Genomic DNA, 25,368 nt, shown 5'->3' with positions numbered 1-25,368 from the left:
TGCCTCACACGAAATCGATGAACTTGTTGAACGGCATTTCGCGGATGCGCTTTCCGGTCGCTGCGAAGATCGCGTTGGCGAGGGCGGGGGCGGCGGGTGGAACGGGTGGCTCTCCGACGCCTCTCACCTTGGGATCGTTCTCGAGCCCGCGGACCTCGATGACGGGACATTGGTAGATCCGCATGGCTTCGTGGTGATTGTAATTGGTCTGCTGCACCGCGCCCTGTGCGTAAGTGAGCTCGCAATTGATGGCATGGCCGAGCCCCCAGACGACGCCGCCTTGCACCTGGTTCTCGAAATTGACGGGATCGATCACCTTGCCGACGTCGACGGCGACCCAGACCCTGTCGATCCTGATGCCTCGGTCCGTCGCCGTCACCTCGACGACTTCGGCTGCCGGCGTCCCGAAGGACTCGACGAATGCGACGCCCCGGCCTCTGCCCTTGCCGAGCGGTCCCTTCCAATCCGACATCTCCGCGACCGTCTCCAGCAGCTTGCGGTAAGTCGGCACGGCGCACATCGCGATCCGCGCTTTCATCGGATCGAGGCCCGCCGCATGGATCAACTCGTCGATGAAGCTCTCGGTGAAGAAGCCGGCGGTGGAGGCGCCGACCGACCGCCACGTGGTGCTCGGCGACAGTCCTTGCGCCTCGTAAGTCGTGGCCCGGAAATTAGGGATGTCGTAGTAGACGTTCCAGAGGCCGGCCGCCAATTGAGCGTCGGGATCCTTCGAGGGGGCACCCGAACGTTCGAGCAGTCCCTTGAGCGGTGCCGTCGAGGCCAATTGCAGATCGGCCGCGACAATCTTGCCCTTGTCGATGCTCCCTCTGTGCCGGGCGATCGCAATCTGCCGCGGAATGTCCTGGAGGAAATCCTCCTCGCGCGAGAACACCAGCTTGATCGGCGTGCCGCGCATCTGGTTCGCGATCTCGGCAAGCACACGGACGTTCTCGTATTCGAGGCGGTGGCCAAAACTTCCACCGGTCCACTGATTGTGGAAGGTGACCTGTTCCGGCTTCAGGCCGATCGCGGTCGCCGCGACATACTGTACGAATTGAGGGCTCTGGTGGCCGACCCAGATCTCCATCCCCTTGTCGGTGACGAGGCCGATCCCGTTGAGCGGCTCGAGCGGCTGATGCGCGACATAGGGCGCGCGATACTCGGCCTCGATGCGCTTTCCCGTCCTCAGGCCAGCTTCGACATCGCCGATCTTGCGCCATTCCTTGCCCAGGAACTCCGGCTTGAACGAGGATTCCAGAACCTTCCAATGGTCGGCCTGCTCGGCGGGATAGACCGAGGGCGCCCACTCGCACGCGATGGCATCGACTGCCTTCATCGCGTACCAGCTGTTCGTGGCAATCACCGCAACGCCATTCTTGATTTCGAGGATCTTCTTGACCCCCGGCATCGATTGCGCCTTGGCCGCGTCATGAGATTTCAGCGGTTGCCCCTTGTTGGGGTTCAGCTTGACGGAGGCGTACAGCATGCCCTCCATCTTCATGTCGATGCCGAACCTCAGCTCGCCCAGAACCTTGGCGCGCACATCAAGGCGCATCATTGGCTTGCCAATCATGCGCCAGGTGGAGGGATCGCGCGTCTGCGCATCGAGCACCGGGGGAATCTTGGCGGCGTCTGCCGCGAGCTCGACGTAGGGAATTTTCGTGCCATCGGGGAGGATCACGTGCCCGGATTGGGTACGGATGTCGGCCACCGCGACGCCCGAACGTTTGGCGGCCGCGGCCTTCAACGTTTCGCGCGCGACCGCGCCGGCCATGCGCAGCTTCTCATAGGTGTCAGGGATCGTGCTCGAGCCGCCCGTCATCTGCAGGCCGGACTTCCGAAGACCTTCGAGCGCCGCGGCGCGACCCGCTTCGGCCGCGGGGCTCTGATCCGAGGCGAGGAACGGCGCCAGCTCTTCCTTGAACCCGGTGTTGAAATAGGCGGGACTGGGACCAGCGAAGCGAACTTCGAACTGCCCGGGATCGAGGTCCATCTCCTCGGCGATCATGATCGGCTGCACCGAGCCGACGCCCTGACCGATGTCGGCGTGCTGGGCGATCAGCGTGATCCTGTCCGGACTGATCTCCACCCAGGGATTGAAGGTCACGGCGTTCGGGCCGAGGCCGGCAGCCAACGGATTGCCATCGGCAGCCGGCGCCGCAGCTTCGGCATTGCTGTAAGCACCGAAGGCGATGCCGCCGGCGAGCGCGGCGGAGCCGAAAACGAAGGCGCGACGCGAAAGGCTCTGCATGTGGCCCATCTCACTTCTCCGCCATCTTGTGCGCGGCAGCCGCGTGGATCGCAGCGCGAATGCGCGGATAGGTGCCGCAGCGGCAGAGATTTCCGGACATCACCTGATTGATCTGCTCGTCCGTCGGTTTGGGGATCTTCGAGAGCAGCGAGATCGCCTGCATGATCTGCCCGGTCTGGCAGTAGCCGCATTGCGGGACCTGATGTTCGATCCAGGCCTGCAACACCGGGTGCTGGTCCCTGTTGGCCACCCCTTCGAGCGTGACGACCGACCTGCCGGCGATCTCGCCGATATGCGACTGGCAGGACCGCACGGCCTTTCCGTCGATGTGGACGGTGCAGGCACCGCATTGCGCGACCCCGCAGCCATATTTGGGACTCGTGATGCCGAGCTCGTCGCGCAACACCCAGAGCAGCGGCATCTCGGGAACGACGTCAACCTGGCGCTTGATCCCGTTCACTGTGAGCTCGATCATGTCGATATGTCCCTCTGGCGGATCTGGTCGGCACGGCAGCATCGCCTCATGGCGAGGCGCAGTATTTCCGAATCCTGCGGCATCATGCGCAATCCCTGCGGAATGGATCGGCGCGATCGGCTTTCATGTCGGGCTGGCCGCAGCACAATTCACGATACTGTCCCGGCGTGAGACTCGCGGCCTTGCGGAACACGCGCGTGAAATTGGCCTGCGAGCCGAAACCGAACTCCAGCGCGATCTCGACCAGGGCCAAACGGTTGCGTGCGAGCTCCTGCCGGGCGGCCTGGACGCGGCGATCGGTGACGTAGCGGTGCGGGGACAGTCCGGTCGCCTCGCGAAACAGCCGGGAAAAATGATAGGGGCTGAGGCAGGCCTGCGCCGCCAGCTCCTCGAGCCTGATGTCGAGGCCCAGGGAGGTCTCGATATAATCCAGCACGCGCTGCAGCCGTCGTGGATCGAGCGAGGGCGACTTTTCCGGCGGGCGCCAGCGGTCGATCGTATAATGTCCGAGAAGATGAGCCGCGAGCGCCACCTGAATTCCTTCCACGAACAGCGCATCGGTCCGCTGGCGGGGACGATGGAGCAGGTCACGCAGCGGCGAGCAGATGTGGAAGAGCACCTGGTCTGCCAGACCGTGAGCATAGGCAATTTCGACCTTTGCCGGATCGATGTCGAAGTCGGCGAGGGCACTCTGGTCCAGCAGCGCCGGCGGCAGGTAGAGATGCAGACATTCCATCCGGTCCGAAAGCTCGAGATGGCTTTCCTGCGTTCCGACGGGCACCAGGTAGCTCATGCCCGGCCGGGCGAGGCTCTTCTGGACTTCGCCATTGCCGGCCCGGCACACCATGCCGCCGCCCGACACGAGCATGACGAGCTCGGTGCAAACGGGAACGGGCGTTTGCTGCCGTCCCGCCTCGAATTTCCGATGTTCGATGCTCAGTGCGGACCAGTTGCTGGTCTCCGCGAGCTTCTCGCTGTTCTGGTATTTCTGATCTCCATGCGTCACGAGCGCCATCAGGACCTCCGCTTCGTTGCGACGACTCCCGGCCCCGTATCGCAAGCGAGCGATCATTCCATCCGGTGTAGAGCTGCAGCCCCGGCTGCTGCCACGCCGATGGGAATTTCTCACAAGCGGTAAGAGCGAAGTCCAGAGGCAGCCCGGTTAAAAGAGGTAAAAGGCAAGCAGCGCAAAGACTTGGCGATACGCCCCACGAGCCTCCTAAATTCGATCATGCCGTGAATGAGCAAGATGCGTCCGTCATCGCGCAGGAATCGGAAATACCGCAGTGCTCGCCTGCGCTAGTGAAAGGCTCGTCAACGGCAATGCCGCCGTATCGAGGATCGGAGCCTGTTATGAAGTCGCTTATCTTTACGCTTGCTGCAATGTCGATCGCAACGGCCTCTGCCGCGGTCGCGGCCGAGAGGCCCGTCTCCATCGTCCTCGTCCATGGCGCCTTCGTCGACGGATCGGGCTGGAAGGACACCTACGACATCCTCTCGAAGGCCGGCTATGAAGTGCTCGTCGTCCAGCAGCCGACGATCTCGCTGCGAGACGATGTCGCGGAGACCGAACGCGTGATCGCCAAGGCGCGGCATCCGGTCATTCTCGTCGGTCACTCCTATGGTGGAATGGTCATCACCGAAGCCGGCGACAATCCGAAGGTTCGCAGCCTGGTCTATCTCGCGGCATATGCTCCCGATGTCGGGGAGTCGGTCAGCACGCTGTCGGAAGCACCCGTGCCGCCCGGCGAGCACAAGGGTCCCTTGGTCACTGAAGGCAATTATCTCTTCGTCGAGCGCGATAAATTCCCGACCTCCTTCGCCGCCGGTGTCGACCCGGCCACGACCAGCTTCATGGCTGCGGCGCAATTGCCGTTTGGATTGCAGGCGGTGCAGACCAAGGTCGAGCGCGTGGCCTGGAAGACGAAGCCGACCTATTACATGGTGACGATGGAGGATCACATTATCCCTCCGAGCTTACTGCGCACCATGGCCAAGCGCTCGGGTGCGAAGGTGACGGAGATCAAAAGCAGCCACGCGGTGATGCTGTCGCATCCGCGCGAGGTCGCGGCCTTCATCAGAAGCGCGGATACGTCCGCAGCCGACTGAGATCGACCGCGCCGCGCACGGACTGGTCTTGCCTGTCACACACAAAGGACTCGCAACATGACCCTGAAGGATATTTTGCCGGGAAAACTGGGTTTCGGCGCGGCGCCGCTCGGCAACATGTTTCGCGATATCCCGGAGCAGGAAGCGCTGGCGACGGTGAACGCGGCCTGGGACGACGGCATCCGATATTTCGACACTGCGCCTTTCTATGGCGCAGGGCTCGCGGAGATCCGTATGGGTGCCGCGCTCGCCGCTCGGCGGCGTGGCGACTATGTGATCAGCACCAAGGTCGGCCGCCTCATCCTCGACGAAACCGAGGACGCCGGCGTCCGCGAGCTCGGCGAAAAGGCCGGCGTCTTCCAACATGGACGCCCGAACAAAATCGTGAACGACTATTCCGGCGACGCGACGTTGCGCTCCATCGAAGACAGCCTGAAGCGGCTGGGCACCGACCATGTCGATATCGTCTTCGTGCATGATGTCGCGCAGGATTTCTACGGCGACGAGTGGCTGGCGGTGTTCGAAGGCGCGCGCAAGGGTGCGTTCAGGACGCTTGACCGGTTGCGCGACGAGGGCGTGATCAAGGCCTGGGGGCTCGGCGTCAACCGGGTCGAACCGGTCGAGCTGCTGCTCGCGCTCGAAGATCCGCGCCCCGACGGCTTCCTGCTCGCGGGCCGCTACACGCTTCTCGACCATGCCCGCGCGCTGCAGCGTGTGATGCCGATGGTTGCGGAACATGAGCTCGCGATCATCGTCGGCGGCCCCTACAGTTCGGGCGCGCTGGTCGGCGGGCCGAATTTCGAATACGCGCCGGCGCCGCCGGAGATTCTCGGCAAGGTGGCGCGGATCAAGGCAATCGCAGATCGCTATGGCATCAGCATGAAGGCGGCCGGCTTGCAGTTCGCGCTGGCAAATCCAGTCGTCGCTGCCGTCATTCCAGGTGCGAGCCGCCCGAGACGCATCGCCGAAGATCGCGCCGCCGTCGAGGAAGCCATACCCGCGGATTTCTGGCGCGAGCTCCGCTCGGCGGGGCTCGTCAACCCCGCAGCGCCGATTCCGGCGGCCGAATGAGCCGCTTGAGGGCGCAGCAGATTCATCCGGTCGAGGGAAGCCTCGATCGAAGGATGGCACACGCCAAGTCAACCAACGATCAAGGAGAGAGACATGACAGATCAAGCACACGATGCCGCCGACATGGGCCGCCGCACCATGCTTCGGACCGCCGGAGCAGCCGTGGTCACGGGCCTGGTGGCCGGCGCTACGGCAACTCATGCGGCCGCAGCGACAGGCAGCGCCGACAGCATGTCGTCGGCCGAGCGCAACGAGGCGCCGCTGGGCGCGCGGCTCCAGGGTGTCCAGCACTTCGGGCTGACGGTCCAGAACATGGAGCGGGCCTACGAATTCTACACGGGCGTGCTGGGTGGCACCGAGGTTTTCCGTCATGGCGACTTCCAGGGCGACGGGGTGCAGAACACGCTGCTGGCCGACCAGGAGATCGAGGCGAATGCGCGCGGGGTCAATCCACGGACGATCGGCGTCCCGGATCTGCGCAGCGGAGCTCAGAGGCTCGACGTCCGCTTCATCCAGTTCGACAACATGGTGCTCGAGCTGCTGCAATATCGCGAGGCCGACCAGCCCATGGGCAGTTCGAAGAGCTTTGCCGAACCGCTGGAGCACATGAGCCCCGCCTTTCCGCGCATGATGCACATCTGCTTCTATGTTCGCGACGACGTCGACTTCAACAAATTCATCGCCGATCTCGAAGCCGAATCTGCGCGCCGCGGCATGACGCAGGTGAGGGCGAACCGCACGGTTCGGGTCACGACCGAGGCCGCCCGCAAAGCCGCGCCTCAGAGCGCCAACACCAACCGTGTGACCGAGGAGCCCTCCAACGGCTGGGAGCTGATCTATTGCAAGGGTCCCGAAGGCGAGCAGCTCGAGTTCGTCAAGGCACTCGGCCCCGTCAAGAAGCGTTTCAGCGAGGCCCTGGCAAAACGGCAGCAGACAGTCACACGCTGATCCGCAAGTCCCCGGGCGACGGGCCGCCGGATCCGTGCCGGCAGCCTGCCTCGTCCAGTGAAGCGTTCACGACCACAATGTGAAGGAATTCATCATGCCGACTCTCGTCCGTCATTCGCCGGCTGTCCTGCTGCTCGCGGTCTCGCTATCCATGGCGGCGTCCTCGGCCGTCGCTCAGGAAGCGCCGCGCGTGCACTACCAGGAGATTCCGGAAGGCGCCTATTCGGTCGTGGCGCAGGTGCGAGCAAGGCCCGGGAAGGAAGATGCGCTGCGCGCAGCCACCCTGCCGCTGATTGCCAAGGTCCGCAGCGATCCCAAGAACCTGGTCTATTTTCTCCAGGAGGACCGCGCCAAACCTGGCCGCTTCATCTTCTACGAGGTCTTCGCGAGCCAGGCTGATTTCGACGCGCATAACGCCACTGCTTACGTCCAGGAATGGTTCGCCAAGCTTCCGGAGCTTGCCGAAGGCGGCGTCGAGGTCATGCGGATGGCGATCCTCGACGTGCCCAGGAAATGATCGGAATTCCGCACACGCGGTGTTCTCGCGCATGTCCTGCGGCGAAATGCCCGCCGCAATCGTGCTAATTCAAAAGGGCGCTATTCAACACTTTCGCAGTGCATGATAATTTGCTGGCGATCTCTTCGATCGACTGGCAATGGTCAATGCGGGCTGTCACCGAGACACTGCAGCGGAGCGTAGGCCGACAGGAACTCACATTCTCCTTCGGGCCGTTTCGGCTGATTCCCCGCCGCCAGCTGCTCCTGCTCGACGGGCGCCCCGTCAAACTGGGCGGGCGGGCATTCGAACTCTTGCAGCTGCTGGTGCAGCGTGGCGGCGAACTCGTCAGCAAGGATGAGCTGATGGCGGCCGCCTGGCCGGGCACCTTCCTTCACGACAGCAATCTGAAGGTCAACATGTGGAGCTTGCGTCGCTCGCTAGGTGATACCCAGATCGAGCCGGTCTACATCGCGACCGTGGCGCGGCGTGGCTACAAGTTCATCGCGCAGGTGCAAACCAGCATTGGCGAGATCGAGGACGATCCGGCACTCGTTCGGCCGGTCGCCTTGTCCGGGCCGCCCTTGTTGCGGGGGATCGTCGGTCGCGAGGCCGACATCGCCGACATTGCCGATGTGTTGACCAATACGAGGCACGTCACGCTGGCCGGCCCGGGCGGGGTCGGCAAGACCACGGTCGCCGCTGCGGCAGCACGGCTCTTCGCGCCACAATGCCGGGACGGCGCCTGCTTCGTCGATCTCGCCACGATCTCCGATCCGACGCTGTTCGGCGCGGCGCTGGTCACGGCGCTGGGCATCAGGGGCAATCCGGACAACAGCCTGGCTGCGGTCCTCGATTATCTGCGACCACGGCAGATGCTGCTCATTCTCGACAATTGCGAGCATGTGCTGCCGGCTGCCACGATCTTTGCCGGCAGGTTCCTGGCGGACACCTCGCCGTCCAGGCTGCTGGCCACGAGCCGCGAACCGCTTGGGACGGCCACCGAACACGTCGTGCGGCTTGGTTCGCTGCCCTCACCGAGGTCCGGTCTCGACTTGACGGTCGATCAGGCCGTCAGGTTTCCGGCGGTCCAGCTGTTCGTCCGCCGCGCCGCCGAATGGTCGGACTACCAGTTCATCGACGGCGATTGCGAGGCTGTCGCCTCGATCTGCCATTCGCTCGACGGTCTTCCGCTGGCGATCGAATTGGCGGCGGCCCAGATCGGCGCATTCAATCCTCGCGAATTGGTGACGCTGCTTGATCAGAATCTGGGTTTTCGCGCCCCCGGCACCGAGGGCGCACCGCCGCGTCACGAAACCCTCATGGCGACGATCGATTGGAGCTTCAGGCTGTTGTCGCAGAAGGAAGCCGTGCTGTTCAGCTTGCTGTCGGTGTTCAGCGACGCGTTCGAGGTCGAGGACGCGGCTTTCGTGGCGGAGGCCGCCGGGCTCACTCCGGTCGACGTCGTCACCGGCCTCGGCAGTCTCGTCGCCAAATCGCTTGTAAGCGCGCAGACGAGGGGACCGGGCCTTCGCTATCGACTGCTCAACAGCACACGGCGCTACGCGGCCGAGCGGCGCCAGGCCGATCCCGCCTGCGGCCATGCCCTGCACCGTCATGCGTTGCGCGTCCTCGCGCTGTTCGAGCAGTCCGAGGAGGAGTGGAACTGGCGCGAGCCGGCTGATTGGACGCATCGCTACCTTGGCCGTATCGCGGACTTGAGGGCTGCTCTGTCTTGGGCATTCGGCGAGGCGGGAGACCCTGTCCTCGGAATCAGGCTCACGGTCGCGGCGATCACCTTGTGGTCGGAAACCTCCATCCTGTCGGAAGCGCAGGCGCGGTTGGAGCAGGCGCTCGCATTGGCCAAGATTGTGGAATGCGACGACCTGTCGAAGGCAAAGCTCGCCTGTGCCCTCGGATGGAGCCTGTTCTACGCACGCAAGATGTCGAACGAAAACGAGGTTGCCTGGCTCGATGCGATCGCCTTTGCAAGGCGCTCGGGTAACGTCGAGTATCAGCAGCGCGCGCTGGTGGGATTTGCCTTTTACCTGCTGCAGATTGGCCAGGTCCCGCGCGCCATCACCTATCTCGAGGAGGCCACGGAGCTCGCCGAGCGGGACCGCGACCTGACGGCAACGTCCGAAGCCGATCGGGCATTGGCCTGGGCCCGCGCCTTTGCCGGCGAATTGAGCAAGAGCCGCCCGGTTCTCGATCGCCTCGCGGCGACCTATTCGCTCGCCGCCGGACGTTCGCGCAAGGATGCGAACGAGGTCTATCGGTTCATCACCGTCCGCTTCAATTTGCCCTTCGTTGCGTGGATGCAAGGGCAGCCCGACTATGCGGCAAGGCTCGCGCGCGACGCCGTCGACGCCGCGGATCGCAGCGGTCATTGGGTATCCCAGTCGAATGCGCTCGGGCTCGCCGCGCTCCCTGTCTCGCTCGAGACCGGAAACCTGACCGCGCTCGAGACCTATACGGAGCGGCTGAGGCGCAATCTGGAACGGGAGCGGATCTCGCGTTGGGTTCCGGTCGAGCACTATTTCTCCGCCTGCCTTCGCGATCTGCGTGGCGATCGGCAGGCGGTGGAGGATATTCGAGCCGCGATCGACGAACTGATCGAATGCCGCTTTCTGATGCGGATCGGCAGCTATCTGGCGGTCCTCGCGCGCGCCCATCTGCGGCAGGGGCGAATCGCGGAGGCGCGTGCGGCCATCACGCGGGCGATCGACCACCAGGAGCGTCAGGGCGAGCGCTGGTGCCGCTCGGAAGTTCAGCGGGTCGAGGCATCGGTTCTACTGCAGGAAGGGGAGCCGCTGCGTGCCGAAAAGCGGCTGCAGCAGGCGCTCGCCGAAGCGCGCGCCATCGGGGCGGTGACCTTCGAGTTGCGGATCGCCACCGATCTTGCCGCGCACTGGATCGCGACGGGCCGCAGGCCGAAAGCCATCCGATTGCTGGCTCCCCTTTACGGCGAATTCACCGAAGGCTTTGAAACGCAGGATCTGGTAGCCGCCGCGCGCCTGCTGCAGCGCGTGCGGGCCAGCGCCTAGCCGCCGCGATTTGACGCCAAGGGCCAGCACCGCGGGGCAGCCCAGCATTTCCGTCAACGCTGATCTCGACGACGTCCGGATTGGATCGGTATAGTACCACCCCGATTGCAGGCCGACGCCGGAACAAGGATCAGACGATGGACGATACGATTGGCTTCCCCGATCCCGGTCTCGACCTCTCGGATGGCTTCAAGCCGCACACATCGCATTGGGGCGTGTTTTCCGCGCGTCAGGGCGCGGCCGGGCTGGAGGTCAGGGCTTATGCGGGCGACCCCGATCCGAACGGCATCATCGACAATTTCGCCGGCGCGCTCCGCCATCAGGCGCGCATTTCCCAGCCGGCGATCCGCCGCGGCTGGCTCGAGCGCGGGCCGGGCCCCGACGATCGCCGCGGCCGCGACGAATTCGTCTCCGTGAGCTGGGAGAAGGCGCTTGACCTCCTCGGCGACGAGCTGTCGCGCATCCGCGATACCCGCGGGCCTGGCGCCGTGTTCGGCGGTTCCTATGGCTGGTCGAGCGCCGGCCGCTTTCATCACGCCCAGAGCCAGGTGCATCGCTTCCTCAACATCGCGATGGGCGGCTATGTGCGCTCGGTCAACACCTATTCCTCCGGCGCGTCCTCGGTGCTGCTGCCGCAGATTCTGGCGGGTTACGAGGACATCACCAAGCGCAATGTCACCTGGGAGCAGATCGCCGAGACCACCGACATCGTGCTGGCCTTCGGCGGCATGGCGCTGAAGAACTCAATGGTGGCCGGCGGCTCCATCAGCAAGCACGTCGAGCGCGGCGCGATGGCAGCGGCGAGCCGGCGCGGCTGCGACTTCATCCTGGTCAGCCCGCTGCGTGACGATCTGCCGGTGGAAGCCGGTGCCGAATGGATGAGCTGCGTGCCCGGCACCGATACCGCGCTGATGCTCGGCATCGTTCACACGCTGGTCAGCGAAGGCCTGCACGATCAGGCCTTCCTCGATCGTTACACCGAGGGTTGGCCGGTCTTCCTGCGCTACCTCACCGGCGAGAGTGACGGGCAGGCCAAGCATGCCGAATGGGCCGCCGCGATCTCAGGCGTCGAGGCGGAGACGATCCGCAAGCTCGCGCGCCGGCTCGCCGGAAAGCGCGCGCTGATCACCGTCTCTCATTCGCTGCAGCGCGCCGAGCATGGCGAGCAGCCGGTGTGGATGGGCATGGTGCTGGCGGCGGCGCTCGGCCAGATCGGCCTTCCCGGCGGCGGATACGCCTATTCGCTCGGAGCGATCGGCTATTACGGCCGCCGCGTCAACGACGTGCCGGGGCCGACGCTGGGCCAGGGCCGCAACGGCGTCGCCGATTTCATTCCCGTGGCGCGCATCGCCGACATGCTGCTCAAGCCGGGCAGCACCTATCGCTACAATGGCGAGACGCGGACCTATCCGGACATCCGCATGGTCTACTGGGCCGGCGGCAATCCCTTCCATCACCACCAGGATATCAACCGCCTGCGCAAGGCTTTTGCGAAACTCGATACGTTCGTCGTGCACGAGCTGGCCTGGACCGCCACCGCCCGTCATGCCGACATCGTGCTGCCGTCGACGATGACGCTCGAGCGCGAGGACATCGGCTATTCCAGCAACGACCCCCTCATGGTGGCCATGCACCAGATCGCCGAGCCATTTGGGCTTTCGCGCGACGACTACGATATCTTTGCCGATCTCGCCGACCGTTTGGGGGCCCGCGAACCCTTCACCGAGGGCCGCACCTCGCGGCAATGGCTGGAGCATCTCTACGAGCCGACCCGCGCCTCGCTCGCCAAGCGCGGCCTGGAGGCCCCTCGCTTCGACGAGTTCTGGGCGCGCGGCAGCCTGGTCGTGCCGCAGCAGCCCGATGACGGCGGCCGGCTGCGCCGCTTCCGTGAGGATCCCGTCAATCACGCGCTGCCGACGCCGAGCGGGCGCATCGAGATATTTTCGGCCAAGATTGCCGGGCACAACGATGCGGATTGTCCGGGACATCCGGTCTGGCTCGACAAGACCGACATGCCCAAGCCGGGGGCGCCGTGCTTCCTCGTCGCGAACCAGCCGGTGACGCGCCTGCACAGCCAGCTCGATTTCGGCGGGCATTCGCTTGCCGCAAAGCATCGCGGGCGCGAGGTGGCGCGTATGAACCCGCGCGATGCCGATGCGCGCGACATCAAGGACGGCGACATCATCCGCCTGTTCAACGATCGCGGTGCGTGCCTCGCCGCGGTCCACGTCACCGACGGCATCGCGCCCGGCGTGGTGCAGCTTCCGACCGGCGCCTGGTACGATCCGATGGACCCCGAAGACGAGGCGCCGCTCTGCGTTCACGGCAATCCGAACGTGCTCACCCGCGACATCGGGACCTCGTCGTTCGCGCAAGGCTGCACGGGGCAGCTGACGGTGGTCGAGGTGGAGAAGTTCACCGGCAATCTGCCGCCGATCCGCGCGTTCGATCCGGTGTAGCCCTCACGTGCGCCCGACGCTGCACTACGCCGCGGCGCTGGCGATCCAGCCGATCTGCGGGGAAGGGCGGCGCCGCGTCGGCGCTTCGACCTCGAGCCGCTCACCCCTGCTGGCGAGGCGCCAGCGTGCCGGTGACTCGCCGCTGATGCGCTTGAACACGGTCGAGAAATGCGCCTGTGTGCTGAAGCCCACGGCAAGCGCGATCTCCGCCAATGGCCGCTCGGTGGTTGCAAGCAGCGTCTTCGCCTGCTCGGTCCGGTGATTGAGCAGATATTCGCGCGGACGGTAACCGGTCGCGGCGCGGAATTGTGCCGCAAAGTGCATCCGGGACAGGCCGGCGACATTGGCGAGCTCGGACAGGCTGATGCCGCGGTGGAAATGATCGGCGATATATTGCTCGACACGCCGCAGCCGCCATTTCGGCAAGGCGTTGACCCTGACGCGCGGCAACTCCATCCGGGTGAGATGCATCGCCAGGGTCCGGCCGATGCACTGCGTGAAATGCCGGTCTTTGGCATCACTCTGCTCGATCAGCGCCTTGGCAAGTTCGGCGGCGAGCGGATCGCGGAGCAGCACGAGATCATTGAGCCCGTCAGTCGCAACGACATGGGCCGGAAGATGATCCGTGGAGATGTGGACGTGCAGGAAGGCGCATGGCGACTGGAACTGCACGCCGAGAGATTTCGACGGAGCGGTGACATAGAGCGTCCCCGCAGGCATGGTGCCGTCGAAAATGATCTGGCGGTCCCGTGTCAGCTTCGCGCGCGTGGTCTTCAGGGCGATGCCGATGAAATAGCGATCGTCCGGCGTCGTCGTCTCGTGCGACGAGCTGCTCCGCGTGTCCTCCCATCGCGAGATCGTGATGTCCTGGGTCGCGGCGTCCGGAGCGCGATCGATCTGACGCCATTGGCTCTCCCGGGCGATCACCTGCGTCGGGCGAAGAACCTCGTGATCCCGCGAGCCGGCCGGAAAATCGATCCAGGCATGGGCCGCGTGCAAATTGTTCGACATCGCTCGTCCTCTCCTGGCTTTGCCGCTGTTTGCAACGACCGGCAAACGCGCAAACCCAATGCTTTCCATGCTCGGAGGATAGGCGCGAACTGGCCAGGACGCCCGTTAGTGGTGATTAGGATCTGTTAGATTTTGTGCGCGTGCACCAGGTGCGACAGCCCGCCGCAGACGTTTGATCAGGTCCAATTTGTCGGAGATTTGCCCGGCTGCCCCTGTTTGAGGGGACCTCAAGGAGGATCGCGTGACGATCGACGTGCCGGTGTGAGATCCGCGCAGGGCCTTCGCTGGACCTCGCATCGGTGCCGGGTATAGTCCCTGCGCGTTTCGAGGAAGCCGCCGTCAAGATGAGCAAGATGTGACCGACCTCACGGCAGGACATGGCCCCCGCAGCGGCGGCGCCGGACCGATCCTAGATCTCGATGCCGTCTCGTTCGGGCCGTTCTCGCTGCGCTCGCGGCTGCTGGAGAAGGACGGCGTACCGGTCAAGCTCGGCAGTCGGGCGATGGATATTTTGCGCCTGCTCGTCAGCCGTGCCGGCGAGGTGGTGCCAAAGAACGAGATTCTCGGCTACGCGTGGTCCGGACTCTCCGTCGAGGAGATCTCCTTGCGGGTTCATGTCGCGGAGCTGCGCAAGGTGCTCGGCGACGGCAAGGACGGTGTCCGCTACATCACCAACATCCCGAGCCGGGGTTATTGCTTCGTCGCGCCGGTGCAGCGCGCCGAGCCGCCTGCACTCACGGCGCGGCCGGGCGAAGAGGTGACGCCGTCACCGTCTCTGCCGCATCGCCTGGACCGGATGGTCGGGCGGGACGAAATCGTGGCCGAATTGGCGCCGCGCCTGCTCCGCGATCGCTTCGTCACGCTGCGCGGGCCAGGCGGCATCGGCAAGACCACCATTGCGGTCGCGCTCGCGCATGACCTGTGCGACAGATTCGAGGGCAACGTCCATTTCCTCGAATTCGGTCCGCTCAAGGATGCCGCATTGGTAGCGAGCACGGTTGCCGCCGCGCTTGGCCTCGTCGTGCATCACAATGATCCGAGTGGCAGCATCGTCAATTTCCTGCGCGGGCGGCGGCTGCTTCTCGTTCTCGACAGCTGCGAGCACGTCATCGACGCGGTCGCACGTCTCGCAGAAGACATCCACCGCGAGGCGCCCGGCGTTGCCATCCTCGCCACCAGCCGCGAGCAGCTGTCGGTGGCTGGCGAGCAGATTTTCGAACTTGCTCCGCTGCCCGGCCCGCCGCAAGGCACACGCCTCAGCGCCGGCGAGGTGCTGAATTATCCGGCGGCGCGCCTGTTCGTCGACCGCGCCAGTGCGGCGGGGCATCGCGACGATCTCACCGACGAGGATGCGGAAATCCTGGTGCAGATCTGCGGCAAGCTCGATGGCATCGCGCTCGCGATCGAACTTGCCGCCGCGCGCGTCGGTCTCTACGGGCTGCGCGAGATGGCGGCGCTGCTCGACAGCCGTCTGCAGCTCGAATGGCGCGGGCGGCGAACGGCGCCGCCGCGGCAGCAGACGCTCGGTGCCACGCTCGACTGGAGTTTCGGCCTGATCGGCGAGAACGAGCGCATCGTGTTTCTGCGGCTCGCCGTCTTCGCAGGTCACTTCACCCTGAAGGGCGCCATAGCGGTGGCGGCCGAGGAGGGAACGCCGGAGGATCGCGTCATCGAGGCGCTGGAGCAGCTCGTGGCCAAGTCGCTGGTGTCCTCGCAGCCGGACGGCGCATCGCGGCGCTATCGCCTGCTGGATGCCACGCGTGCCTATGCCATGCAGAAGCTGGCGGATGGCGGTGAGGCCAACACTATCGCGCGCCGTCACGCCTGTTACGTTCAACGCACGCTCGAAGCCGGCCTGACGGCGCAGGGCGGCAGCGGCCAGGTGTCCCGCTCGCAGGAGCGCGCCGGTCTGCTCGCCGATTCCCGCGCGGCGCTGGCCTGGAGCTACGCCCATGATGACGGCGCCGATTTGCGCGTGCCGCTTGCCGGCAGTTGCACGGGTCTGTTCGTCGAGCTCAATTTGCTGAACGAGGCGCGCATCTGGTCCGATCGCGCACTCGCGATGCTCGACGACGCCGATCGTGGCGGCCGATGGGAGCTCGAGCTCCAGTCGACGCTCGGCCACGCCTTCATGTTCACCGAGCGCAACAGCGAGCAGGCGGAAGCGGCGCTCAGGCGCGGGCTGGAGATCGCGCAAGCGCTCGGCGACCATGCCAACACGTTCAGGCTGCTGTCGCGACTGAACATGTTCTACCGCCGGACCGGCGGCTACCGGCATCTGGTGCCGACAGCGCGTCACGCCGAGCGGATCGCGCGCCTGATCGGCGATACCGCGGGCATTGCGGGCAGCAAGGCGCTTCTCGGCGTGTCCTATCACCTCGCCGGCGACCAGGCCGAGGCGCAAGCTCATCTCGACGAGGGCATGCGCGACGACGCCGCGCTGCGGGGCACGCAACCGGGACATTTCGCCTATTCGCGTACGCCGCAAATTCCGCTCGCGCGCGTGTTGTGGCTGCGCGGCTATCCCGATCGCGCGCTCGAATGCGTCCTCCCGCTCGTCGGCGCATCAGCGCCGCGCGACGTGGTCATGCATTGTATCGCGCTGTGCTGGTCCGCCTCGGTGTTCGGTTGGGTCGGCGACTGGTCCGCCGTCGAGACCATGAGCGCTCGCCTGGCGACGCATGCGAGCATGCACGGGCTCGTCCCCTACGAAGCCGTTGCGACCGGCTTTCGGGCGCAGACCATGATTGCCCACGGCGAGGCCATTGGCGGCATCGACCTGTTGCGGAGCGCGCTTCCGCGTCTGCACGCGGATCGCTACGAGCTCTATATGTCGGCGTTCGCCGCGGATCTGTCTTCCGGGCTGGTCTCGTTGGGGCGCTTGGCGGAAGGCGCTCAGGTCCTTCACGAAACCATCGACCGCGTCGAGCAGGAAGGCGGCGCCTTCGACATGCCGGAGCTGCTCCGTCTGCGCGGAGAGCTCGAGGCGCAGAGCGGAAAGCTCGACGCGGCCGAGGCTAGCCTTGTTGCGTCGGCAGAGCTCGCCGAGCAACAGGGCGCGCTGTCCTGGCGGCTGCGCACCGAGATGTCGCTGGCGCGGCTACGCGAGCGGCAGGGTGTACGAGATCCGCGCGAACAGCTCGCCAAGACGTACGCGCGGTTCACCGAAGGGTTCGAGACCGCCGATCTCAAGGCCGCACGGCTCATGCTGAATCCGCCTTCCCCCTGATCAAGCCGAACAGCGGCGGCGCCTCCGTAGCGATCCGCCCCGCGGTTGCTGTCAGCCCTTGTGCCCGTCCAGTCGCGCAAGGTAGCCGCGAACGAGCGCAGCGATTTCGTCGGTGGCTTCATCCAGCGCGAAGTGGCCCGCTTCCAGGATGTGAACCTGCACATCCGGAACGTCGTCGCGATAGGCCGACGCGCCGGCGACCGCGAAGGACGGATCGTATTTGCCCCAGACCACCAGCGTCGGCGGCCGGGTCTTGCGCAACCATTCCTGCCATTCCGGATAGGAGGCGACGTTGGTCCGGTAATCCAGGAACAGCGTGGTCTGGATCTCGGCCTGTCCCGGACGGGTCAGGAAGGCGTATTCGTCGGTCCAGGTATCGGGGTCGTAGCGTTCGGGGTGCGGGCTGGAGCCGAGATGCCGCTGGCGCGTCGCCGCCAGCGAGGTGAAATTGGCCTTGAGCGCCTCGAGCTCGTGGGCCGGATCGGCCCAATATCTGCGACGCGCCTCCCAGAGCGGGCTCAAGCCCTGCTCGTGCGACACGGCATTCTGGATGATGATCCCGCGGACACGTTCGGGATGCGCCAGCGCCATGCGGAAGCCGACCGGGCCGCCATAGTCCTGCATGAACAGGACGTAGTTGCCAAGACCGAGCTTCACCGTAAGCTCGTTCATCACGCCGGCGATGTTGTCGAACGTATAGGTGAAATCGGACGGCGGCGGCGCGCTGCTGTTGCCGAAGCCGGGATAGTCCGGTGCGATCACGTGATATTTGTCGGCGAGCAGCGGCAGCAAGGGCTCCCACATCCGCGACGAGGACGGAAAGCCGTGCAGCAGCAGCACGGTCGGGGCGTCGGCTGGCCCAGCTTCGCGGTAGAATATCTTGAGGTCACGAACATCGACGCTGTGATAGCTGATCGAGCGCCGGCTCGATCGCAATTCCTGCGCTGAGGCTTGCACGACGGCGCAAGCCATTGCGGCCGAGAGGGCGAGTGTGGCTGGAATGCTCATGTCATTGCTCTTGCACGTGGCGCGAGGGTTTGTGGAAAGTGCTGCGGCGCATTCCACGCTTGTGGATGCGTCACCTGGGTTTCGTTCGAAGCACGTCGTGCGTTGCTCGCGAACCCAATCTGCGCTCGAGGCGGGCCGTTGGCTCGTTATGTAATGTTAGACGTTGAGAGCGGCGATATCAGGCCGCTATTCGAAGACGGCGTCGAAGATCTCGACGTCCATCAGCACCGGCTTGGCAATCACGGTTCCATCGGGCCGCAATGTCTGCGCGCGCCGAAGTGTCGGCACCAGGATGCCGCCGAAGTTGTCATGAGCCCAGGAAGAATGTGCGACCTTCATCCCGAAGAGATCGTGATCTGTCCGCCGCTGCAGGGCGCTCTCGTCGAAATAGAAGATCTGCTCGGGCGCGAGCGTCATCAGGTGAGCCGGGAATCGTGCCCGCAGCCGCCGCCAGGTTTCGGCATTCTCCTGCCAGGGCGGCAGCTCCTCGATCACGACATCGGGGTGGGCAAGCAGGAATGGAATCGTCAGATAACTCCAGATCGCGACGCCGCAGAAGAAGACGAGATGCAGTTCATCGGCAAGCGCTGGTGGATCGACCTCGGAGAATGCAAGGCTCGGGTCACGCCAGGACCGCAGGACCTCACCATCCAGGCTCTCGATCGTGATCGCATCCGGTTGAAAGGAGCCGGAGTGCTCACCCCCGGTGATGCCGGTGAAGCGCACCGATTGCGTCCGGGTCGAGCCTTCAGCGGTCACATCCTTGAATTCCCGGGCATGGCCGGCACTGGAGAACAGCGTCCCGCCAACGGAAAGGTGGAGCGTGAACCGGTTCAAGCTGTTCCAGCGGGCCATTCCGCCGCTGGCATCGATTACATCGTCAAGAAGCGCCATGTCCCGCCACATCCACCGTGCAGTGTCTCCACCATGGCGGGGCGCATGCGGCTTGGCGTGTTAGAAGTTGTTAGGAGTTGCGAGCGGGCAGCATGGCAGTATCTCGTTGAAGATACTCTCAATTCAGGGTGCCCAGCAGCTCCCTGGCAGCGATCAGATCGCGGGTCTGGAGGCCCTCCTGGTAGCGCGCAACGAGGGGGTTGAGCAAAGCGCGGACGTCAGCGGCCTTGCCGGCCTGCTCCCAGATGCGGGCGAGGCTGATCGCCCCGCGAAGCTCCCAGCCGACCGCGAATTGACGCCGGGACAGATCGAGCGATTTGCGCAAGGTGCTCTCCGCCTCCACAGCGTTGCCCGACCCGGCGAGGATATCACCCTTGATCCTGAGCATCTCCGGCATGTCGAAGGATTCGCCGTGATCGGGAATCTGGGCGATGGCCTCGTTGATCGTCTGCAAGGCCTCGTCGGGCTGGTTCTGGGAGGCGAGACCCTCCGCGAGCGCCGTCGCAAACACCGTCGTCATGATGCGGTGCCGTGTGGCGTACAACGTGGCCTGACTGCGGCGGAGGTGCTCGATACCCCCCGCGACGTCGCCCCGGCGCAGCAGCAGCTCGCCCTTCTGGCCGATGCCGACCGCGTGATAGGGGCCGAGGAAGTGCCGCGCGGAATGGTCGATCAGCCGCTCGATCAGGATTTCGGCACTGGCCCAGTCGCCGACCCAGAGGAACACATAGATCGTCCAGATCAGGGAGATGCCGAGGGTGAGCGGCTGCTCGAGCAACTCGGCCTCGCGAACGGTGTATCTGGCCACCTCGACCGCTCGCTCGGGCCGGCCCGTGAGCCAGAGCCCGCGCGCCAGCGCAACCAGCGCGACGATGCGGTCGTCATAGCCGAGATGCCCGATATTCAGCCGTTGCGAGCCGGGATTGTGCACCATCGCGCTTTCGCAGAACCGAACCGCCTTGTCCTGGTTGCCGATCAGATGATGCGCGACGCCGAGCATCCAATCCACGTTCAGCGTGGCGGCGGAATCATTCAGTTTGCGCGCAACGTCCTCGCCCTGTTCGCCGGTCCCGAGCGCACCGTGGAAATCTCCGACCCTGGTCAGGTAGATGTGCAATCCGCGCAGCAGCCAGAGCTGCCAGTGCAGGTCATCGAGCTGCCGGGCGAGCTCGAGACTTCGCGTGAAGGCCGACCGGACCGCTTCCGTATTGCCTTGCGTGAACATCACGGAGACGCCGAGCGCGGCCTGCAAGGTCATTTCCTGACGGCTGTCCACCGCGCTGGTGTCGAGCGACGCCAGCGCCTGCTGGGTCCATCGGTAGCATTCCGTCAGCAATGTCAGTTCGAGGAAGAACTGCGCCGCCGAGGCCGCCAGATCCACGCCGATCGTCCGGTCGCCGCCGTCCGAAAAGCTGAAGGTCAGCGCGGCCCGGACATTGGGCACATGGTCGGCATAGGGAAGGAAGCCGCCCGCGCTCTGCATGCCCGTGGATTTCAGCGCAATGTCGCGCAGGAAGTCGCGGAAATATTCGGCGTGGGCGCGCGCGACGCGGTCCGCTTCGCCATTCTCGACGAGCTTGTCCGCCATGAAGGCCCGGGTGGTGTCGAGCAGGCGATAGCGCAACCGCCGCTCCGCCGGCGAGGTCGCGATCAGGGATTTGGAGAGCAGGTTCGAAATGGCTTCCACACCTTCGCCCTCGCTGATGCCCTGGCAGGATGCGACCGCAAGCGCGGCTTCCAGCGTGAACGGCCCGACGAACACCGACAAGCCGCGCAGGGTCGCGCTCTCGGCCGGCGGCAGCAAATCGTAGCTCCAGGCAAGCGCTGCGCTCAGGGTCTGGTGCCGCGGAATCGCGGTGCGCCGTCCCCGCCACAGCAGCGAGAAGCGGCTGTCCAGCAGCGATGCGGTCCCGGCAATGCCATAGGCGTTGACGCGTCCGGCCGCGAGCTCGATTGCCAGGGCAATGCCGTCCAGCCGCCGGCAGATCTCGGCAACGAGCGGCGCATCCTCCTCGGTGAGCTCGAATTCGCTCAGGCTCTCGGCAATGCGTTCCACGAAGAGCTGGCTTGCGGGATAGGCAAGGATGTCGGCGATGCCGAGGCCTTCGCGCTGCGGCGGGCAATCCAGCGGAAACAGCCGGTGCACGCGCTCACCTTCGGTGCGAAAGGATTCGCGGCTGGTGGCCAGAATATGCAGCTTCGGCGCCTCGCGGACCATGCGCTCGGCCAAAGGGGCGAGCTCGTCGAGGATATGCTCGCAACTGTCGAACACCAGCAGCATGCGCCGGCTGCGCAGGACCGTCAGCAGGCTCGGCACGGGATCGTCGGCGTTGACGGTCAGGCCCAGCGCGGCCGCAATCGTGCCGGGAACCAGCCGGACATCCGTCAGCGCGCCGAAATCGACGAAACACACCTGGTCATCGAAGCCGGCAAGCTCGCGATGCGCGACGGCAAGTGCCACCGACGTCTTGCCGATCCCGCCCGGGCCGACGATTGTGACGAAGCGATGCTGGGCAAGCTCGGCCGAGATCTTCTCGACCGCATCGTCCCGCCCGATCATCTTCGCGAGCGGCGCGGGCAGCGAGCGGAGCGAAGCGTCGGGCGGGCTGGTCCGGCTCTCCGAAGGCGCAGCCCGGAGCAGCGGGGCCGCGAAGCAATAGCCGCGTCCGGGGACGTTGATCACGTAGCGGGAGCCTTCGCCGGCATCGTTCAAGGCCTTGTCGTTCAAGGCCTTGCGCAACGTCGTGATGTGGAAACGCAGGCTGCCTTCGTCGACATTCACGTCGGCCCAGATGCGCTTGATCAGCTCCCGCTTGTCAACGACCTCACCCGCACGCTCGGCGAGAAAAATGAGGATGTCGAGCGCACGGCCGCCGAGGTGAAGCGGGACGCCGTCCTTCTCGAGCAGCCGCGACTTCGCGAACAAGCGGAATGGTCCGAAGGCAATGACCGAATCTTGCTCGTTAGTGTCCGGCACGGGCCAATAATTCCAGTAAAAATGCTGAAGTGCAGTCTTGGTCTAACAGAACGAGGCGTCCAGTAAACTGGCTGAAAGTGGCGAAATCGCGTGGCGATCATCGCAATCGGCCGATGCGCGAGGAGCGTCGCAAATCTAACTTAAACGCGAATGGTCCAGCGAGCGATCGGGACAATCCGGCAATGCGCTGGACCGCGATGGCGGATCTGGATCTCGGTCGTCGCGACGGTGATCATAACAGAATCTTGCAACGTCTAACGAGCAACGGGCGCAAACAGCATCCAGTATGGCCTTCGAGTTAGACGCAATTTTCAACGGGAGGCTATGATGTCCGCGATCGGCGCTCGGCCGAACGACCACGTCGTTCGATCTCAATTTGTACCTGGTCTCGATGATCAGTCGCGTGATTGGGAGCTCGTGCTGCGGGAATCCCACCATCGCATGAAGAACACGCTGACGCTGCTGGGTGCGTCAGTCCGTCGCGATTTCACGCGCGCGGGCAGGGGCGATATGTCGCTGGCGGTGGACCGGCTCGAGCGGCGCATCGTCGCCTTCGGCAGGCTCTATCAACTCTTGTCTGATCATGACGATCTGCCGGTCGTCTCCACAGCGGCCTTCTTCGAAAGCCTGTGCGAGGCGATCTCCGAGGCTGTGCTGGAACCGGCAGGTATCCGCTGCGAGGCTGCGATCGAAAGCGGCTCATTGCCGGCGGCGCAGCGTCATCGGCTCGCGCTGATGCTGACGGAGCTGGTCACGAATGCGGCAAAGCATGCTTTCCCGAGCAAGAATGGTGCGTTGATCCGCATCGGCCTGGCCCGGCGCGGCGGCGCCTGGCTCTGCACGGTGGCCGACAACGGCATCGGCGCGACCGGTCCGCTCCAGGGCACCGGTAGCCGGATTCTCGAAGGGCTCGCACGCAGCATCCATGCGCGGCTGCAGGGCGAGGCGGGGGAGGGCGGCACCCGGGTCACGATCGTGATGCCGATTGCTGCGGCGTGACCGCGGGGGAAGCTTCCCCCTGCCTCACAACGGCTAGCGGACCCTAACACTCCATAACGGGCAAAGGTCTGTTGTTTGCGCAACAGTCCTGACGTTCAGAGCGGGTGTCGATTCCGGGCCCGCGGCTTGAAACAAGGAGTTGGACATGGCTGTGATCGAGATCAATCGCGAAGCTGAAACCAAGCCCTCGACATCTCGCGGCGTCGATATGAAGCTCGAGGTCCTCGTGATCCCGGTGTCCGATGTCGACCGCGCCAAGGCGTTCTATGCGCGACTCGGCTGGCGACTGGATGCCGATTTCACGTCAGGCGACGACTGGCGCGTGATCCAGTTCACGCCGCCGGGCTCGGCCTGTTCGGTGATCTTCGGCAGGAACGTCACGGCGGCAGCGCCCGGCTCGGCGCGCGGCCTGTATCTGGTCGTCTCCGATCTCGAGGCGGCACGACAGGATCTGCTCGACCGCGGCGTCGAAGTCAGCGCGCCGTTCCACGGTGCCGGCGACGTTCATGCCGGGCCTGACGAGCCCTATCTGTTCGGCAGCGTTCGAGTCAGTGGTGCTGACCCGAAGCGCGGCAGCTATGCTTCATTCGCCGCGTTCAGCGATCCCGACGGCAATGGCTGGCTGTTCCAGGAAGTCACGACACGATTGCCCGGACGCATCGCAGGCGACGGTACGGCATTCGCCTCAGCGACCGATCTGGCCGCAGCGCTGCGTCGCGCGGCGCTGGCGCATGGCGAGCATGAGGCGCGGACCGGCGGGCACGACGAGAACTGGGCGGAATGGTACGCCGACTACATCGTCCGCGAGCAGGCCGGCCAGCCGTTGCCGACTTGAGCTGCCGCGAAAGGCATCTCCGACTTTAGCCGACACGGCGCGCGATGACATGGTCATCGCGCGCCGTGTCGCATCGCGCGCATGTCATCGTCCTCTTGCGGTGCGCGGACTCGCAACGGCTAACGCAGGCTAACAATCCATAACGAGCAAATTTCCGGGGCCCGCGCCAATCTCTCTGCACACCAACCGACGCGTTGATTTCGAACTCGGTCAGCGTCACCGACCAAAGCAAGGGAGATCCAACATGACCGCGCAAGCACGAACCGAGAGCCTCAATCCCGATCGCCGTCAATTGCTGAGCCAGGCCGCGATGACCGCGGTTGCCGCCAGCGTATCGAGCCTGTTGCCGCTGCATCCGGCCAGGGCCGCCGCAGGCGGCGCCATCCGCCCCTTCCAGATCAACGTGCCCGAGCAGGATCTGCTCGACCTGCGCCGGCGCCTGGCTGCCACGCGCTGGCCGGATCGCGAGATCGTCAATGATCAGTCGCAGGGCGTGCAGCTGACGACGGTGCAACAGCTCGTGCGCTACTGGCTGAGCGACTACGACTGGCGCAAGCTGGAAGCGCGGTTGAACGCCTTGCCGCAATTCGTCACCGAAATCGACGGCGTCGACATTCACTTCATTCACGTCCGCTCGCGGCACGAGAATGCACTGCCGATGATCGTCACGCATGGCTGGCCCGGCTCGATCATCGAGCAGATGAAGATCGTCGGTCCGCTCACCGATCCGACCGCACACGGTGCCAAGGCCGCGGACGCGTTCGACCTTGTGATTCCCTCGCTCCCCGGCCACGGCTTCTCGGGCAAGCCGGCGGTTCTCGGCTGGGATCCCCAGCGCATCGCGCGGGCCTGGGTCGTGTTGATGAAGCGGCTCGGCTACAGCCGCTACGTCGCGCAAGGCGGCGATTGGGGTAATGCCGTGACGGAGCAGATGGCGCTGATCGCGCCGCCGGAATTGCTCGGCATCCACACCAACATGCCCGCGACCGTCCCCGACGACATCGCCAAGGCGCTTCAACCCGGCGGAACGCGCCCGGCGAACCTTTCGGCCGACGAGCGCCTTGCCTACGACCAGCTCGATGATTTCTACAAGCACGGTCTCGGCTACGCGATCGAGATGTCGAACCGGCCGCAGACGCTCAATGGCCTCGTGGATTCGCCCGCGGGCCTCGCGTCCTGGATGCTCGATCACGATGCGCGCAGCGCCGCGATGATCGCGCGCGTGTTCGACGGTCGGACGGAAGGGCTGTCGCGCGACGACGTGGTCGACAATATCACGCTCTATTGGCTCACCAACACCGCGGTCTCCTCGGCCCGCCTGTACTGGGAGAACAAGCTGGTGTTCTTCGCGCCTAAGCACGTGACGATTCCGGTCGCCGTCAGCGTCTTTCCGGACGAGATCTACGCCGCGCCGCGGAGCTGGGCCGAGAGGGCCTACCCCAAGCTGATCCACTACAACCGTCTCGACAAGGGCGGACACTTCGCGGCCTGGGAGCAGCCGGCGCTGTTCTCCGCGGAAGTGCGCACCGCGTTCCGCCCGCTGCGGCAATCGATCTGAG

The 25,368-nt window shown here is 65.1% G+C and carries 17 protein-coding genes; 10 read left to right on the top strand and 7 right to left on the bottom strand.

Annotated features, from left to right (window positions below):
• Positions 1-4: 4 nt before the first annotated feature.
• The 3 genes from XI03_RS31430 to XI03_RS31420 all read right to left on the bottom strand — a co-directional run bounded on the left by XI03_RS31430 (position 5) and on the right by XI03_RS31420 (position 3,741).
• Positions 5-2,251 (bottom strand): xanthine dehydrogenase family protein molybdopterin-binding subunit, encoded by a 2,247-nt coding sequence (locus XI03_RS31430; RefSeq protein WP_271594278.1) that lies wholly within the window; start codon positions 2,249-2,251, stop codon positions 5-7.
• Between the two features lie 10 nt (positions 2,252-2,261).
• Complete coding sequence (locus tag XI03_RS31425; protein WP_271594277.1) at positions 2,262-2,726, bottom strand: (2Fe-2S)-binding protein; 465 nt, start codon at positions 2,724-2,726, stop codon at positions 2,262-2,264.
• A gap of 82 nt (positions 2,727-2,808) precedes the next feature.
• Complete coding sequence (locus XI03_RS31420) at positions 2,809-3,741, bottom strand: helix-turn-helix domain-containing protein (RefSeq protein WP_028143751.1); 933 nt, start codon at positions 3,739-3,741, stop codon at positions 2,809-2,811.
• Between the two features lie 338 nt (positions 3,742-4,079).
• On the opposite strand from XI03_RS31420, the gene XI03_RS31415 reads away from it, so the two are divergent.
• The 6 genes from XI03_RS31415 (at position 4,080) to XI03_RS31390 (ending at position 12,856) form a co-directional block, all read left to right on the top strand.
• Positions 4,080-4,835, top strand: coding sequence for an alpha/beta fold hydrolase (locus XI03_RS31415; RefSeq protein ID WP_240536509.1), 756 nt, complete (start codon positions 4,080-4,082; stop codon positions 4,833-4,835).
• A 57-nt stretch (positions 4,836-4,892) separates the two neighbouring features.
• Positions 4,893-5,906 carry an aldo/keto reductase gene (locus XI03_RS31410; protein WP_271594276.1) on the top strand — a complete coding sequence of 338 codons (1,014 nt, stop codon included), beginning with the start codon at positions 4,893-4,895 and terminating at the stop codon, positions 5,904-5,906.
• A gap of 93 nt (positions 5,907-5,999) precedes the next feature.
• The gene (locus XI03_RS31405) at positions 6,000-6,854 is read left to right on the top strand and encodes a VOC family protein (RefSeq protein WP_271594275.1); all 855 of its coding nucleotides are present in this window, start codon (positions 6,000-6,002) and stop codon (positions 6,852-6,854) included.
• A 94-nt stretch (positions 6,855-6,948) separates the two neighbouring features.
• Complete coding sequence (locus tag XI03_RS31400; RefSeq protein WP_271594274.1) at positions 6,949-7,371, top strand: putative quinol monooxygenase; 423 nt, start codon at positions 6,949-6,951, stop codon at positions 7,369-7,371.
• Between the two features lie 146 nt (positions 7,372-7,517).
• Positions 7,518-10,397 (top strand): ATP-binding protein, encoded by a 2,880-nt coding sequence (locus XI03_RS31395; RefSeq protein WP_271594273.1) that lies wholly within the window; start codon positions 7,518-7,520, stop codon positions 10,395-10,397.
• A gap of 137 nt (positions 10,398-10,534) precedes the next feature.
• A complete protein-coding gene (locus tag XI03_RS31390; protein WP_271594272.1) occupies positions 10,535-12,856 on the top strand; it encodes a molybdopterin guanine dinucleotide-containing S/N-oxide reductase in 2,322 nt (773 codons plus the stop codon).
• Between the two features lie 24 nt (positions 12,857-12,880).
• Here XI03_RS31390 and XI03_RS31385 read toward each other — a convergent pair whose 3' ends face one another.
• Positions 12,881-13,867 (bottom strand): helix-turn-helix domain-containing protein, encoded by a 987-nt coding sequence (locus tag XI03_RS31385; RefSeq protein WP_271594271.1) that lies wholly within the window; start codon positions 13,865-13,867, stop codon positions 12,881-12,883.
• A gap of 355 nt (positions 13,868-14,222) precedes the next feature.
• Here XI03_RS31385 and XI03_RS31380 point away from each other — a divergent pair, with 355 nt between their 5' ends.
• A complete protein-coding gene (locus XI03_RS31380; protein ID WP_271594270.1) occupies positions 14,223-17,096 on the top strand; it encodes an ATP-binding protein in 2,874 nt (957 codons plus the stop codon).
• A 51-nt stretch (positions 17,097-17,147) separates the two neighbouring features.
• Here the strand turns inward: XI03_RS31380 and XI03_RS31375 are convergent, their stop codons facing one another.
• The 3 genes from XI03_RS31375 to XI03_RS31365 all read right to left on the bottom strand — a co-directional run bounded on the left by XI03_RS31375 (position 17,148) and on the right by XI03_RS31365 (position 21,975).
• Complete coding sequence (locus XI03_RS31375) at positions 17,148-18,104, bottom strand: alpha/beta fold hydrolase (protein ID WP_271594269.1); 957 nt, start codon at positions 18,102-18,104, stop codon at positions 17,148-17,150.
• A 186-nt stretch (positions 18,105-18,290) separates the two neighbouring features.
• The gene (locus XI03_RS31370; RefSeq protein WP_271594268.1) at positions 18,291-18,998 is read right to left on the bottom strand and encodes a hypothetical protein; all 708 of its coding nucleotides are present in this window, start codon (positions 18,996-18,998) and stop codon (positions 18,291-18,293) included.
• A gap of 118 nt (positions 18,999-19,116) precedes the next feature.
• Entirely contained in the window at positions 19,117-21,975 is a 2,859-nt protein-coding gene (locus XI03_RS31365; RefSeq protein WP_271594267.1) for an ATP-binding protein, read from the bottom strand.
• A 327-nt stretch (positions 21,976-22,302) separates the two neighbouring features.
• On the opposite strand from XI03_RS31365, the gene XI03_RS31360 reads away from it, so the two are divergent.
• From XI03_RS31360 to XI03_RS31350, 3 genes are all read left to right on the top strand, one after another.
• Positions 22,303-22,974, top strand: coding sequence for a sensor histidine kinase (locus XI03_RS31360; RefSeq protein WP_028143739.1), 672 nt, complete (start codon positions 22,303-22,305; stop codon positions 22,972-22,974).
• 145 nt (positions 22,975-23,119) lie between these two features.
• Positions 23,120-23,809, top strand: a complete 690-nt coding sequence (locus tag XI03_RS31355) for a VOC family protein (protein ID WP_028143738.1) — start codon at positions 23,120-23,122, stop codon at positions 23,807-23,809.
• A gap of 244 nt (positions 23,810-24,053) precedes the next feature.
• Positions 24,054-25,367, top strand: a complete 1,314-nt coding sequence (locus XI03_RS31350) for an epoxide hydrolase family protein (RefSeq protein WP_271594266.1) — start codon at positions 24,054-24,056, stop codon at positions 25,365-25,367.
• Position 25,368: the final 1 nt, after the last annotated feature.

Source organism: Bradyrhizobium sp. CCBAU 65884 (assembly GCF_028128835.1).
GTDB classification, from domain to species: domain Bacteria; phylum Pseudomonadota; class Alphaproteobacteria; order Rhizobiales; family Xanthobacteraceae; genus Bradyrhizobium; species Bradyrhizobium ottawaense.
This window is presented reverse-complemented; position numbering and strand designations above follow the sequence as displayed.

Excerpts from the sequence above, each read along its gene's own strand:
- XI03_RS31430 (WP_271594278.1), bottom strand. The coding sequence starts at position 2,251 with ATGCAGAGCCTTTCGCGTCGCGCCTTCGTTTTCGGCTCCGCCGCGCTC.
- XI03_RS31425 (WP_271594277.1), bottom strand. The coding sequence starts at position 2,726 with ATGATCGAGCTCACAGTGAACGGGATCAAGCGCCAGGTTGACGTCGTT.
- XI03_RS31420 (WP_028143751.1), bottom strand. The coding sequence starts at position 3,741 with ATGGCGCTCGTGACGCATGGAGATCAGAAATACCAGAACAGCGAGAAG.
- XI03_RS31415 (WP_240536509.1), top strand. The coding sequence starts at position 4,080 with ATGAAGTCGCTTATCTTTACGCTTGCTGCAATGTCGATCGCAACGGCC.
- XI03_RS31410 (WP_271594276.1), top strand. The coding sequence starts at position 4,893 with ATGACCCTGAAGGATATTTTGCCGGGAAAACTGGGTTTCGGCGCGGCG.
- XI03_RS31405 (WP_271594275.1), top strand. The coding sequence starts at position 6,000 with ATGACAGATCAAGCACACGATGCCGCCGACATGGGCCGCCGCACCATG.
- XI03_RS31400 (WP_271594274.1), top strand. The coding sequence starts at position 6,949 with ATGCCGACTCTCGTCCGTCATTCGCCGGCTGTCCTGCTGCTCGCGGTC.
- XI03_RS31395 (WP_271594273.1), top strand. The coding sequence starts at position 7,518 with ATGCGGGCTGTCACCGAGACACTGCAGCGGAGCGTAGGCCGACAGGAA.
- XI03_RS31390 (WP_271594272.1), top strand. The coding sequence starts at position 10,535 with ATGGACGATACGATTGGCTTCCCCGATCCCGGTCTCGACCTCTCGGAT.
- XI03_RS31385 (WP_271594271.1), bottom strand. The coding sequence starts at position 13,867 with ATGTCGAACAATTTGCACGCGGCCCATGCCTGGATCGATTTTCCGGCC.
- XI03_RS31375 (WP_271594269.1), bottom strand. The coding sequence starts at position 18,104 with ATGAGCATTCCAGCCACACTCGCCCTCTCGGCCGCAATGGCTTGCGCC.
- XI03_RS31370 (WP_271594268.1), bottom strand. The coding sequence starts at position 18,998 with ATGGCGCTTCTTGACGATGTAATCGATGCCAGCGGCGGAATGGCCCGC.
- XI03_RS31360 (WP_028143739.1), top strand. The coding sequence starts at position 22,303 with ATGTCCGCGATCGGCGCTCGGCCGAACGACCACGTCGTTCGATCTCAA.
- XI03_RS31355 (WP_028143738.1), top strand. The coding sequence starts at position 23,120 with ATGGCTGTGATCGAGATCAATCGCGAAGCTGAAACCAAGCCCTCGACA.
- XI03_RS31350 (WP_271594266.1), top strand. The coding sequence starts at position 24,054 with ATGACCGCGCAAGCACGAACCGAGAGCCTCAATCCCGATCGCCGTCAA.